Here is a 12,782-nt window from a genome sequence, read left to right as displayed (position 1 = left end):
CCCCCCTGAATGATCGTCAGCTTCTGGTTGTCTGCTCCACGTCTCTTGCCCGCACGGCCGGAGGCGCTGCGGCCATCCGGACAATCGTGAGGTCGTCGACCCACACCGGCTGCGCGCCGTGGGTCGGTTGCCGGGCGGCTGCCACGGTCTCGAAGTTTCCGGCACGCGATTCCGTCTCGCTCAGCGGCGCGCAGGCCGCGCGCCACAGGTCAGACGCGGCTTTCCGGTCGCCGCGGTCGACCAGGGTCCGTACCGTCGCCGCGACGGCTTTGCAGTCGACGGGCATGCCGCCGGCGCGGGCCCGCTGCAGCACTGCGATCCGCCGGGCGAGTGCGGTGCCGGAGAGGGCGCCGGTGCTTGCGGTAAATGCTTCCCGCCAGTTCGACGCAACCAGGAGGTGCGCCGCCAGTGCCGAACGGCCGCCGGGCGAGGCTTCCAACTGCAAGATCGCCGCGTCGATCGCCGCGCTGCGCTGCCCGGTGCGCAGCAGCGCGTCGAGCCGCTCGGCCGCGAGCGCGTAGTCCTGCGCCTCCAGGCCGACACCCAGCCAATAGAGTTGCGCGGCCGGATTGCGCCATCCCAGCCGCGCGCTGACCGCAAAGGCTTCGTGCGCAGCTACCGGATTGCCCGCCTTCAAGGCCACCGCACCCAGCAAAGCGCTTGCGCCAGCGTCCATCGGGCTGGCGGCGACCGCGGCCGCCGCGCGAGCGCGCGCCGCCATCGGATCGGCCGAGACGAACGCCTCCCGCGCCGTCTGGATCGCGGCACCGGGCGCGAGACGTGCTGGCAGCAGGCCGAGCGGCACGCCCATACGGTCGGCGGCACTGGCGAGGCACGCAAGCGCCAGCGGCACCGCTCCCACGATCGTAAGGATCGCCCGCGCGCTCATTCGGCCGCCTGCCGGAGCGTGTCGGCCTCGCCATAGTCGTAGTAGCCGTTGCGGTAGTAGCGTTGACCGGCACCCGCCTTCCGCAGGTCGAACTTGGTGAGCACCACCCCCAGTATGGCGGCGCGTTCGGCGCGCAGCCGGCGCAGCGCCGCCTTGGTGGCGCCCCTGCCGCGACGCCCTGCCTCGACCACGAACACCGTCGCCTCCGCCTGCGCGGCGAGCGTCGGCGCATCCGCGAGGCCGAGCACCGGCGGCGCATCGAGCACGATCGCCTCGAACCGCTCGACCAGCCCGACCATCATCTCCGCCATGCTCGCGCTGCCAAGGAGCTCCGCCGGGTTCGGCGCCACCGGACCCGCCGTCAGGACCGGAAAGCCGAGCGCCTGCGCGTGCTGCAACGCGCTTTCCAGCCGTGCCTCGCGGGCGAGCACGTCGCTCACCCCGCAGCCGTTCGGAAGGTCGAGCATCCGGTGGAGCGACGGCCGGCGAAGATCGAGGTCGACCAGCACGACCCGCTTGCCGAGGCGCGCGAGGCCGGCGGCGATCGCATAGCTCGAGGTCGACTTGCCTTCGCCCGGCTGGCTGCTCGTCACCAGTAGCGTGCGGGGAAGCCCGTGCGGGCTGGCATGCAGCAGCGCGCTGCGCAGCGCATTATACGCCTCGCCGGCCGGAGAACGGGGCCGCGCCACGTCGACGGCGATGTCCTGGACCAGCGGAATGGCTCCCAGCAGGGGCAGGCCGAGCTTGCCCTCGACCTCATCGGGTGCCCGCACCGCGTCGTCGAACTGCTCGCGCACCAGCACCGCCGCGCCTGCCAGGATCAGGCCGAGTGCCAGCGCGACGACCAGGTTGAGCGCCAGTTTCGGTGAAGAGGGGGCAAGCGGCGGCTCGGCCATGTCGACGATCGACAGGTTGTTCGCGTTGATCCCCGCTGCGGCGCTCAGCTCCTTCTAGCGCTGGAGCAGCCCGTCGTAGAGGGTGCGATTGGTGTCCGCCTCCCGCGCCAGGATGGCGTAGCGCACGCTGCGGTCCTGCTCGGCAAGCGTAGCTCCCTTCAGCGCGTCCACCTGCTCCGCCAGCGCGCGTTCGCGGCCCTGCGCATGGCGATACTGGTCGTGGATCGAGCTGCGGATGGCCGTCGCGAGGGCGGAGACCTGCCGGCCCAGCTCCGCCTGCTGGGCCTCCAGCTGGCGTACGCCGGGATGCCCGCTCAAGTGCCGTGCGCGTTCACGCTGCAGCTCGGCGGCGCCGGCTGCGCGCTGCTCCAGCAGTCGTTCGACGGCCTGGTTGCCGAGCACCTCCGGTATGTTGAGGACGGGCACCTGCGCGATCGACCGCCACTTCTGCTCGGCGGAAATGCGGGCGGCGCGGGCGTCATTGGCAGCGGCGTTCAGTTGTACGAGGCTGGCCGCGGTGACCGAGCCCGGCATGGCGGTGTGCGATCCCTCGCCGGCGTCTGCGGTGCGGATGAGCCGTGCCGCTCGCGCATAGTGGGTCAGGGCGCGCTCCGACTCCTCCAGCCGCAGCTTTGCAGCCGCCAGCTGGCGCGAGAGGAAGTCGCGCGCATATGCGGAGCTGTCGAACTTCCGCTGAAGGTTCGCCTCGATGAACTCGCCGGCGTAGGCATTGGCGACCCGCGCGGCGAGCTCCGCGTCGGTGCTCTCGAACGCGACACTGGCCACGCGGGAATTGCGCGGCAGTTCGACGGCGAGATGCTCCTGGAGCAGCCGCAGGGTCGCTTCCCGGATGCGCGCGGTTCCGGCTGCGGTCGTCGCCTCCTGCGGCAGCGGAACCTCCATCGCGTGAAAGAAGGCGGAATCGCCGAACAGCTTCAGCCGCTTCGCCACGCGGATCGCGAGCGCCCGGCTCCGCAACACGTCCGCCTGGGTCTGGAGAAAGCGCTCCGCATCGGCATAGCCGGCCTGCGGTTGCACCTCGGCGCCTTCCAGCACGCGATCGGCTTCCTGGTCGATCTGGATGCTGGCGGTCGCGACATATTTGGGGCTGATCAACAGCGTCACGATCAGGCCGCCCAGCAGTGCCGTTGCCAGCGTCGCGGCGATGAGCAGGCGATTGCGGCCGAGCAGCGCGAGCAGCGCCGTCAGGTCGATGCGGAGGGTCGCGTCGGACGCCGGTTCCGCGGCGCGGGGCAAGGGAGCGACTGGCACGGAGGCGAGGGACAAGGCCGGCGCTCCTAGAAGGTGCGAAACGCGCTGACGAGCGGCGCGGTGGTGAGGAAGTCGCGAAAGGCGCCCTTCACGGCATCGAAGCCCACGACCACCACGTCGCCGCCGAGCAGCTCCGGATCGGGTGCCCGGCCGTTGCGGATCGCGGCTACGTCGAACACGGCGCCCGCGCGCCTGCCGTCGATCGTGCGGAACACCACCACTTCCTGCAGCCGCGCGACCCGCGTGGGGCTTCGGGCGCGGGCCAGCGCCTCCAGCAGGGTCGGGGCGCCCGTGATGTCATAGACGCCGGGCATGGTGACGTTGCCCTCCACCGTCACCTGCTGCGAGACGGAGGCGGTGACCGTTACGGTGACCTGCGGGTCGACCAGATACTCGGTGCCGAGTCGCCCGGCGATCTCGCGGGAGAGCTGATGCGCCGTCTTGCCGCGGGCCTGCACGGTTCCGACCAGGGGCATCAGCAGGTTGCCGGACGCGTCGACCTGCAAGTCGCGCTGCGACAGCTCCGGCTCCTGGAAGACGGTGATGGCGAGCACGTCGAGCGGGCCGATGCGGTACGCGCCGCGGGTGGTGCCCGCCGCAGGCGGCGGGATCACTGCATAGGCATCGGGCCCGTGCGGAAGCCCCGCGCGCGGCGACTGGCAGGCGGAAAGCAGCCCCGCGGCGAGCATCACGATCGGACGCAGGCGCATCATGCGACCTCTCCGCGCTGCGGCGGATGGGCGAGCATGCCGACCGCGATTGCCGCGACGCAGGCGAGCGTCATCGCCCGCATCGGGTAATCGACGAAGGCGTGCAGCGCGAAGATGCCGAGTGTGGCGAGCGCAAACAGCAGCTGGGCACGGCGCTCTCGCTCAATGCCGGCGCGCAGCAGCGGCGCGGCGCGCCGAAGGATCGCGGCGACGGCCGCGAGCAGCAGCAGCGGGGCGGCGGCTCCTGCTTCCAGGGTGAACTCCAGATAATCGTTGTGCGCGCGATTGGCGGGGGAAGAGTCCACCGTTTCCAGCCGCTCGGCCGCGGCAAAGACCGGGACGAAACTGCCGATACCGGTGCCGACGGGCCAGCTTCGCGAAATTGCATGCAGCGTGTCGATTCGGAGATCGGCGCGGTTGTCGGGCGCCAGCGCGAACCGGTCCCAGCTGTGGCGCAGTGCCGGACTGCCGCTGGCGAGTGCCAGCGCCGCGCCGCCGATCCCCAGTGTCGCAGCCGCCCAGCCGAACGCCCGCCGCCGGTCGAAGCGCCAGGGCCCCAGCGTCAGGGGCGCGAGCATCACCGGCACGAGCACCAGCATCATCCCGGCGCGCGAGCGGGTCAGCGCCACCGAAAGCAGCAGGAACAGTGCCAGCATCGACCAGGCGAGGCGCGCAGAGAGAGTGCGCAGCAGTTCCGGACGCGAGAAGGCCAATGCGAGCATCGCGACCAGCCCGGCGAGCAACAAGTCGGCAGCGGCGTTGCGATTGGCGAACAAGCCGCTGGCGTACGTGAAGCCTCGGCTGCCGTAGAAGCGGAGCGCTCCCGCACTCCCGCTCGCCACCTGCACCACTCCGACGATGGCCGAGAGCGTGGCGGCTGCGACCACGACCGCGAGCAGCCTGGTGCGCTCGGCGAGCGGAGCATGGATCACGAACGCGAGCACCACCAGCGGCGGGATCAGGGACAGCGTCGAGGCGAGGGTGCGGTCCGGGGTCATCGACAGCGGCATCCACTGCCCGGCCGCTCCGACGAGTTCGAGCGCCGCAAGCTCCGTCTCGCGTCCGGGGAGTCCCTGCCAGAGCTGGGGCGGCAGGGGCACGAGTTGCAGGAGCGCGACGCCCGGCAGTGCCGCGGCGAGGATGATCGGCAGCCGGTCAACGCGGGTAGGAGCCTCCGCGGGGAGGAGCGACCAGAGGATCGCAGCACCGATCGCAGCGAGTTCCACCACCAGTTCCGCACGGGGTGCCGGCGATCCGCCGCCCCCGATCAGCAGCGCGACCGTCACCAGTCCCAGGCACAATGCCGCCCGGACGTCCGGCAGGCCCGTCCTCCCGGCACGATCCGCGCGTGCCGCCGCATTCCACGTTGTTGCCGAGATCATGGACGCAACTCGCGCAAGCACGGTTCCGCTCCGGCTGGAGCGACCGCGACAGGAAGGGAGCGGGCGCCGGCGGTTGCCGGCGCGCCATGCGATGTGCGGATCGCGCCGGTTGGCGGCGCGATGCCGGCGATCAGCCTTCGCTGTCGGGTTGGCCCGAAGCCGCCATGGCGACGGTCACCGCGACTGCCGTGCCGATGCCTAAGCCGAGGAAGAGCGGCAGCCCGATCAGGCGGTTGGCTTCGGCCACCGGCGCGACTGCGCGCTGGGATGCCACCGATCGTTGCGCGGTCGCACGCATCCGTGGAAGCGAATCCTCAGACCTCTGGGCGGCCGCTGCGCTTGCGACGCTTCCAAGCGCCACCGCGATCGCTATGGCTGCTTTCAGCACTCCCCCGCTTTGCGACATCCGATCCCCCGATTCTTTGTCTATAGTTAACACTATCGTAATCGGATCAGTTGGCAACATGTACCAACAAGAAAAACTGCCAGTAAAGCATTGATGGACTGCCCCAAATCGGGTCAGCCTACAGGAGGTGCGGTTTCCTCTTCTTTCCCGTCGTTGCATCCGGCCAAGTAAATCGGAGTTGTGGGTCGAAGACCCGGGACGCGCGAAAGAACCACATCCGGTGCCGCGGATTGCGCGTGGGTAGATGACGCGGCGCTCGGACGGCGCTATCGGCGCTTGCCATGAAACACGCGCTCCCCGTCACCCGTGAGGCCGACTTCGCGGCCTGGTACCAGTCCGTCATCACCGAGGCCGACCTCGCCGAGGAATCCGGCGTCCGCGGCTGCATGGTCATCCGGCCCTGGGGCTATGGCATCTGGGAACGCATCCAGCGGCTGCTCGACGACCAGATTAAGGCGACGGGGCACGAGAACTGCTACTTCCCGCTGTTCATCCCGCTGAGCTATTTCGAGAAGGAAGCCGAGCACGTGGAGGGCTTCGCCAAGGAGATGGCGGTCGTCACCCATCACCGCCTGGTGGCGGACGGCAAGGGCGGGCTAGTGCCGGATCCCGAAGCGAAGCTGGAAGAGCCGCTGGTCGTGCGTCCGACGTCGGAGACGGTGATCGGCACCGCCTTCTCGCGATGGGTGCAGTCCTGGCGCGACCTGCCGGTGCTGATCAACCAGTGGGCGAATGTCGTGCGCTGGGAAATGCGCACCCGCATGTTCCTGCGCACCAGCGAGTTCCTGTGGCAGGAGGGCCATACCGCCCACGCAACGGCGGACGAAGCACGCGAGGAGACGCTCAAGATCCTGGAGCTCTACCGCCGCTTTTCCGAGGACTGCCTGGCCGTCCATGTGATTGCGGGCGAGAAGCCGGAGAACGAGCGCTTCCCGGGTGCGGTCGCCACCTACAGCATCGAGGCGATGATGCAGGACGGCAAGGCGCTGCAGGCCGGCACCTCGCACTTCCTGGGCACTAACTTCGCCAAGGCGCAGAACATCCGCTTCCAGAACGCGAACGGCGAGCTGGAACTGGCGAACACCACCAGCTGGGGCGTCTCGACCCGCATGATCGGCGGCGTCATCATGGTGCACGGCGACGACGATGGGCTGCGCGTCCCGCCCAAGATCGCGCCGTGGCAGGTGGTGATCGTGCCGATGCTGCGCGACAAGCCGGAGGACGAGGAGGTCGTCGCCTATTGCCGCGAGTTGCAGGCGGCGCTGGCCGGCCAGAGTTCGCTCGGCGAGCCGGTACGTGCGCTGCTCGACCTGAAGCCCGCCAAGGCCGCGAACAAGCGCTGGGGCTGGGTCAAGAAGGGCGCCCCGATCATCGTCGAGGTCGGCCCGCGCGATGCGGCGGGTGGCAACGTCTCGGTGCTGCGCCGCGACCGGCTGTACCGCGAGGACGGCAAGCTCGACAGCACGATCCTGCCGCGCGACGGCTTCGTAGGCGACGTCGGCGCAACGCTGGAGGCGATCCAGACCGCCCTGCACGACCAGTCGATCGAGAAGCTGCGCGCGCGCATCACGCCGGTGGACGACTGGGCGGGCGTGGAGGCGCATTTTGCGGAAGGCGTCGTGAACCCGGGTTGGGTGGACGTGCGCTGGGTGCGCCCGACCGGCGCCGAGCTGGACCAGGTCGTCGAGCGGCTAAAGGCGCTGAAGCTCACCATCCGCAACGCGCCCACGGCGCAGACCGGCCATGACGAAGGCCCGTGCGTCTTCACGGGCCGCCCGTCGGTCGAGCGGATCCTGATCGGCCGCGCCTATTGAGCGATCAGAGGTGAGGGGGACGTCCCCTCACCAAAGCCGTGTTCCCGCCTGCGCGGGAGCGCGACAGGGTAGCGGCCACACGGAGCGGGAGCCTCCCGCTCCGTGCCCTCAGCGGTGGTCGTCCGAGGTGTGGCCGGTGTCGCGGCGGCGCCACAGGAACAGGAAGGCCGCCGCGACGACCAGAACGATGAACACGACGATCATTTGATTGGTGGGCATCTACGCACCTCTTCTGAAGCCCCCGCTTCGCGAGCAGGCTAGGTGCCCAGGAGTTAACGGGCGGTAAGTTCAGCGACGGTCACGCAGTCCATTGGCCTTGCGGCCCCGGACGCCTATCTTTGCGCCACATGGCAAAGAAACAAATCGCCCCCGGCCTTCCGACGCGCGAGCAGATCCTCGATTTCATCACCACGTCGGACACGCCGGCCGGCAAGCGCGAGATCGCGCGCGCCTTCGGCCTCTCGGCCCAGCAGAAGATTACGCTCAAGGCGCTTCTGAAGGACATGGCGGACGAGGGGCTGATCGACAGCGCCCCCGGTCGTGCCTTTCACAAGATGGGGGGGCTTCCGAAGGTCACGGTGCTGCGGGTGGCCGATGTCGACGACGGCGGCAGCGTCTGGGCCGTGCCCGAGCGCTGGGAGGCGGAGACGCCCCCGCCGCGGTTGCGCATCCGGGAGAAGGGCAAGCGCTCGGCGCTCGGCGTCGGCGACCGCGTGCTCGCACGCACCGAGGAGGCGGGCTCCGGCTGGATCGCGCATCCGATGAAGACGCTCGCGCGCGGCGAGGAACTGATGCTGGGCGTCCTCCACGAAGAGGGCGGCAAGCTGTGGCTCCAGGGCGTGGAGAAGAAGGAGCGCCGCGACTTCATGGTGTCGGATGCCGGGGACGCAAGTCCGGGCGACCTGGTTCTCGCTGAAAAGGCGGGCCGTCCGCCGCGGATCACCGCGCGCGTCACGCAGCGGCTGGGCGATCCGTTCGAGGCGCGCAGCTTCTCGCTGATCGCGATCCACAAGCACTCGATCCCCGACGTGTTCGGTGCCGAGGTGATCGAGGAGGCGGAGCGCATCGCCAAGGCGCCGCTGGGCAACGACCGGGAGGACCTGCGCGACCTGCCGATCGTCGCCATCGACCCTGCCGACGCGCGCGATCATGACGATGCCGTCTGGGCCGCGCCCGATGACGATCCCTCGAATCCCGACGGCTGGAAGGCGATCGTCGCGATTGCCGACGTGAGCTTCTACGTGCGCCCGGGCGGCGCGCTCGACCGCGAGGCGCGCAAGCGCGGTAACAGCGTCTATTTCCCTGATCGCGTCGTGCCGATGCTGCCGGAGACGCTGTCGGCCGACGTCTGTTCGTTGAAGGAGGGTGTGGATCGCGCCGCGCTCGCCTGCCACCTGCAGGTCGCAAAGGACGGCAAGCTCAAGGGCTGGCGCTTCACCCGGGCGGTGATCCGCGTCGCGGCGAACATCGCCTACGAGGACGCGCAGGCGGCGATCGACGGCACCGGTGACAAGGTGGCGCCGGAGCTGGTCGACACCGCGCTTCGCCCGCTCTGGGACTGCTGGCGCGCGCTCTACAAGGCGCGCGAAGCCCGCGAGCCGCTCGACCTCGACCTGCCCGAGCGGCGGATCGTGCTCGACGAGAAGGGGCGCATCCTCTCGGTCGCCCCGCGCGAGCGGCTCGACGCGCATAAGCTGATCGAGGACTATATGATCGCGGCCAACGTCGCCGCCGCAAAGGCGCTCGAGGCGAAGAAGGCGCCGGTCATGTACCGCATCCACGAGCCGCCGAGCCGCGAGAAGCTGGTCGCGCTCAAGGACTATCTCGAGACCTTCGAGATCCCCTTTGCCCTCGGGCAGGTGATCAAGCCCGCCACCTTCAACCGCATCCTCGACAAGGTGGGGGAGGCGGCGTTTCGCCCGCAGGTGATGGAGCAGGTGCTGCGCTCGCAGACCCAGGCTTATTACGGGCCGGCGAACCACGGCCACTTCGGCCTGTCGCTCGGCAGCTACGCGCACTTCACTTCGCCGATCCGCCGCTATGCCGACCTGGTGGTGCATCGCGGCCTGGTCGCCTCCTATGGCCTTGGTCCGGGCGGCGTCGCCGAGGACATGGCGACGATGGAGCGCACCGGCGAAGTCATCAGCGCGTTGGAACGCCGCGCGATGGAGGCGGAGCGCGAAACGGTGGATCGCTACGTCGCCGCCTATCTGTCCGAGCATGTTGGCAGCGTCATGGAGGCACGCATCACCGGCGTGCAGAGCTTCGGCTTCTTTGCGACGGTGGACGGCATCGGCGGCGACGGGCTGGTGCCGGCCCGCGACCTCGGCCGCGAATATTTCCGCTACGATGAGAAGGGCCAGCGGCTGGTCGGCGACCACAGCGGTGAGGAATTCACCCTCGGCCAGCGCCTGCCCCTTCGACTGGTCGAGGCAAACCCGGTGTCCGGCGCGCTGCGCTTCGAGCTGGTCGACGGCAAGGGATCCGCTGGCGGAGCGCCTGAAGACAGCAGTCGCGGCGATCGAGAGCCGGGCCGCCGGCCGCCGAGGGTGCTGAAGCGCCGCGGACGCCCGGGCAACATCCGCCACCAGGGACGCAAGCGCTAGCCTCTTGCCCGCGCCCCCGCTTCCCGCCACACCCGGTGGCGGGGACATGGGGGGTGTTGATGAAGCGGATGCTGGTAGCCGTGGCCGTACTGATGGCGTCTACGGCCGCCGCCGAGGAGCCTGCGCGTGCTCCCGAGGCGGTGCGACAGCTGGAGGGCTGCTGGACGGGCAGGGGCGAGGTGATGGGCAAGCCGGTTACCATCGCCGTCGAGGCTCGCCCGGTAGCGCTCGGCGCGATGCTGGCCCTCGATGCGAGCAGCGTTGCGGTCGCCGATCCTTCTGACCGCTATGCCGCGCATCTGGTGTTCGGCGGCGGCAAAGGGGCTGGCGAGGTGATCGGTTTCTGGTCCGACAGCTTCGGCGGCAGCATGACGGCGAGCGGCAAGGGCTCTGTCCAGCCCGGCGGCTTCGACATCAGCTACCGCTATTCCGACGCGGAATTCGTCAACCGCTGGCGCCCGGCCGGCGAGCAGCTCGGATGGACCATCATCGCGCGCGACGCGAAGGGCGGCGAGCAGCCGTTCGCGAGCTATGCGCTACGCCGCGTCCGCTGCGCGCCCGCCAAGCCCCCGCAATAGGTCGCTAGCCGTACGGCCTTGGACAGCCCTGGCGCCCCTGCCGGCGAGACGGCAGGGGCCGGGTCTCTGTGCCGTTAGCGGGTGCCGCGCGACCGACGAGCCTGCTCCAGCGCGTCCTGGTTAGCCCTGTCGATCTCGGCCCATTCGGCCTTGGTATGGCAGACGCGTTTTCCCGCCAGGATGCTGCCGGTGACCTGCATTCGCCGGCAGATCTTCTTCTCAGAAGCCTCCGCTCCCGGCTGATCCACCGCCGCGCCTTTGTCGTTCCCCTGCGCGAGCGCGGTGCCTCCGCCCAGCGCGCCAAGAAGAACCGCAAGAATCATCGTCCGCATCATACCCTCCCGAAAGTCCCGAGCGGAAGGTAACGCGGTGACCCGGTAGAGGAAGCGCTATTCGCTTCTACGGTACTAGTGGGTCCTTCAGACGGCCTGGTTGAACTGCAACGCCGCGAGGCGCGCGTAGAGGCCGCCGCGGGCGATCAGTTCGCCATGGGTCCCGCTCTCGACGATCCGCCCTTCGTCCATGACAATGATGCGGCCCGCGGCCCGTACCGTGGCCAGGCGGTGGGCGATCACCAGCGTGGTGCGACCGGTCATCAGCCGCTCCAGCGCGTCCTGCACCAGACGTTCGCTCTCGGCATCGAGCGCGGAAGTGGCCTCGTCGAGCAGCAGGATCGGACTGTCACGCAAAAGCGCGCGGGCGATCGCGATCCGCTGGCGCTGACCGCCGGACAGGCGTGCGCCGCCTTCGCCCAGGAAGGTGTCGAGCCCTTCCGGCAGCGCGCGGAGGAACTCGCTGGCGTTGGCCGCATCCGCCGCTGCCCAGATCGCCTCGTCGCTCGCGTCCCAGCGGCCGTAGCGCAGATTGTCGCGCGCCGAGGCACCGAAGATCACCGTCTCCTGCGGCACCATGGCGATGCGCGCGCGCACTTCTGCCGGATCGGCATCGCGCACGTTCACCCCGTCGACCGACACCGCGCCGCTCGCCGGATCGTAGAAGCGCTGGAGCAGCTGGAACAGCGTCGACTTGCCGGCACCGGACGGCCCGACCACCGCCACCGTCTCCCCGGGCGCGACCTCGAGCGAGAAGTTCGTGAGTGCCGCCACGTCCGGACGGGTGGGGTAGCGGAACGCGACGTTCGCGAAGGCCAACGCGCCCTGTGGCGGCTGCGGCAGCGCCACCGGATCGGCCGGGGCACGGATCTCGGGCTCCTGGGCGAGCAACTCGGCGAGGCGGCCGGCAGCGCCCGAGGCGCGCAGCAGGTCGCCATAGACCTCCGTCAGCGCGCCGAACGAACCGGTCACCAGCGCCGCGGTGATGACGAAGGCGGTCAGCGCGCCGCCGGTCGTGCGGCCCGAGGCGACGTCGCTGACGGCATCCCACAGGATCAGCGTGATCGCACCGAACAACAGCCCGATCACCATCGCGGTCATGATCGCGCGGGTGCCGAAACGGCGGCGCGCCACGCCGAAGCCCGCCTCCACCGCCGACTGGAAGCGCTCCGCCTCGCGCTTCTCCTGCCCGAACGCCTGCACGATCTTCATCGCGCCCAGCGTCTCGGACGCGATCGCGCCGATATCGGCGATCCGGTCCTGGCTGGAGCGCGACAGCTTGCGCACCCGCGAGCCCATCCAGATGATCGGCGTCACCACCAGCGGAATGCCGATAATGAGATAGGCGGCCAACTTGGGTGCCAGCGCGAACAGGTAGATCACGCCGCCGATGCCGATCAGCAGGTTGCGCAGCGCGGTCGAGACGGTGGTGCCGACGATCTGCTCGACGATGGCGGTGTCGGCGGTCAGGCGCGACGCGATCTCGGACGGTCGGTTCTCCTCGAACCAGCGCGGCGGCATGCGCAGCAGGTTGCGATGGACCGCCGCGCGCATGTCGGCGACGGTCCGCTCGCCCAGCCACGACACGAAGTAGAAGCGGCCGGCGGTCGCGAATGCCAGCGCAACGACGACGAACAGCAGCCCTTCGAAGTAACCGCCGATCTGCGACGGATCGGCTCCGGCGGCAAAGCCGTTGTCGACCACTTTCTGGAAGGTGCGCGGGATCCACAGCGTCGCCATCGCAGCGATCAGCAGCGACACCAGCGCCGCGGCAAGCTGCAGCTTGTAGCGGATGGTGAAGCTCCACACGAGCTTGAGGGCGGGCAACATGCGCGTGGTCGGTTCGGCCGATGCGGCGCGCTGCGAGGAACGGAGTGCCATGCCGCCCGACTAGCGC

11 protein-coding genes are annotated in these 12,782 nt (G+C 69.7%); 3 read left to right on the top strand and 8 right to left on the bottom strand.

Going from position 1 to position 12,782, the window contains the following annotated elements; genetic code table 11:
- Positions 1-16: 16 nt before the first annotated feature.
- The 6 genes from ABDZ92_RS09830 to ABDZ92_RS09805 form a co-directional block, all read right to left on the bottom strand.
- Complete coding sequence (locus tag ABDZ92_RS09830; protein ID WP_343762627.1) at positions 17-853, bottom strand: hypothetical protein; 837 nt, start codon at positions 851-853, stop codon at positions 17-19.
- A gap of 32 nt (positions 854-885) precedes the next feature.
- The gene (locus ABDZ92_RS09825; RefSeq protein ID WP_286671064.1) at positions 886-1,833 is read right to left on the bottom strand and encodes a tyrosine-protein kinase domain-containing protein; all 948 of its coding nucleotides are present in this window, start codon (positions 1,831-1,833) and stop codon (positions 886-888) included.
- 6 nt (positions 1,834-1,839) lie between these two features.
- Positions 1,840-3,072: a GumC family protein gene (locus ABDZ92_RS09820; RefSeq protein ID WP_125960553.1), complete on the bottom strand. Its 1,233-nt coding sequence runs from the start codon at positions 3,070-3,072 to the stop codon at positions 1,840-1,842.
- Positions 3,073-3,083: 11 nt separating this feature from the next.
- Positions 3,084-3,770, bottom strand: coding sequence for a polysaccharide biosynthesis/export family protein (locus tag ABDZ92_RS09815; protein WP_125960552.1), 687 nt, complete (start codon positions 3,768-3,770; stop codon positions 3,084-3,086).
- On the bottom strand, positions 3,767-5,149 hold the full coding sequence (locus tag ABDZ92_RS09810) for an O-antigen ligase family protein (RefSeq protein ID WP_125960551.1): 1,383 nt from the start codon (positions 5,147-5,149) through the stop codon (positions 3,767-3,769). Before ABDZ92_RS09810 ends, ABDZ92_RS09815 begins: the two co-directional genes overlap by 4 nt.
- A 130-nt stretch (positions 5,150-5,279) precedes the next feature.
- On the bottom strand, positions 5,280-5,423 hold the full coding sequence (locus tag ABDZ92_RS09805; protein ID WP_272695620.1) for a hypothetical protein: 144 nt from the start codon (positions 5,421-5,423) through the stop codon (positions 5,280-5,282).
- Positions 5,424-5,836: 413 nt separating this feature from the next.
- Between ABDZ92_RS09805 and proS the strand changes: the two genes are divergently transcribed.
- From proS to ABDZ92_RS09790, 3 genes are all read left to right on the top strand, one after another.
- Positions 5,837-7,369, top strand: a complete 1,533-nt coding sequence (gene proS / locus ABDZ92_RS09800) for a proline--tRNA ligase (RefSeq protein ID WP_125960550.1) — start codon at positions 5,837-5,839, stop codon at positions 7,367-7,369.
- A 347-nt stretch (positions 7,370-7,716) separates the two neighbouring features.
- Positions 7,717-9,975: a ribonuclease R gene (rnr, locus tag ABDZ92_RS09795; RefSeq protein WP_125960549.1), complete on the top strand. Its 2,259-nt coding sequence runs from the start codon at positions 7,717-7,719 to the stop codon at positions 9,973-9,975.
- 92 nt (positions 9,976-10,067) lie between these two features.
- Entirely contained in the window at positions 10,068-10,553 is a 486-nt protein-coding gene (locus ABDZ92_RS09790; protein ID WP_272695619.1) for a hypothetical protein, read from the top strand.
- A 74-nt stretch (positions 10,554-10,627) separates the two neighbouring features.
- Here ABDZ92_RS09790 and ABDZ92_RS09785 read toward each other — a convergent pair whose 3' ends face one another.
- Together ABDZ92_RS09785 and ABDZ92_RS09780 are read right to left on the bottom strand one after the other, a co-directional pair.
- Positions 10,628-10,888 (bottom strand): hypothetical protein, encoded by a 261-nt coding sequence (locus ABDZ92_RS09785; protein ID WP_125960547.1) that lies wholly within the window; start codon positions 10,886-10,888, stop codon positions 10,628-10,630.
- 84 nt (positions 10,889-10,972) lie between these two features.
- The gene (locus tag ABDZ92_RS09780; RefSeq protein ID WP_241211819.1) at positions 10,973-12,715 is read right to left on the bottom strand and encodes an ABC transporter transmembrane domain-containing protein; all 1,743 of its coding nucleotides are present in this window, start codon (positions 12,713-12,715) and stop codon (positions 10,973-10,975) included.
- Positions 12,716-12,782 lie beyond the last annotated feature (67 nt).

Origin of the sequence: Sphingomonas molluscorum (assembly GCF_039522995.1) — a bacterium.
Lineage (GTDB): Bacteria > Pseudomonadota > Alphaproteobacteria > Sphingomonadales > Sphingomonadaceae > Sphingomonas > Sphingomonas molluscorum.
Note: the sequence above shows the minus strand (reverse complement) of the source record. Positions and strands in the feature narration are given on the sequence as shown.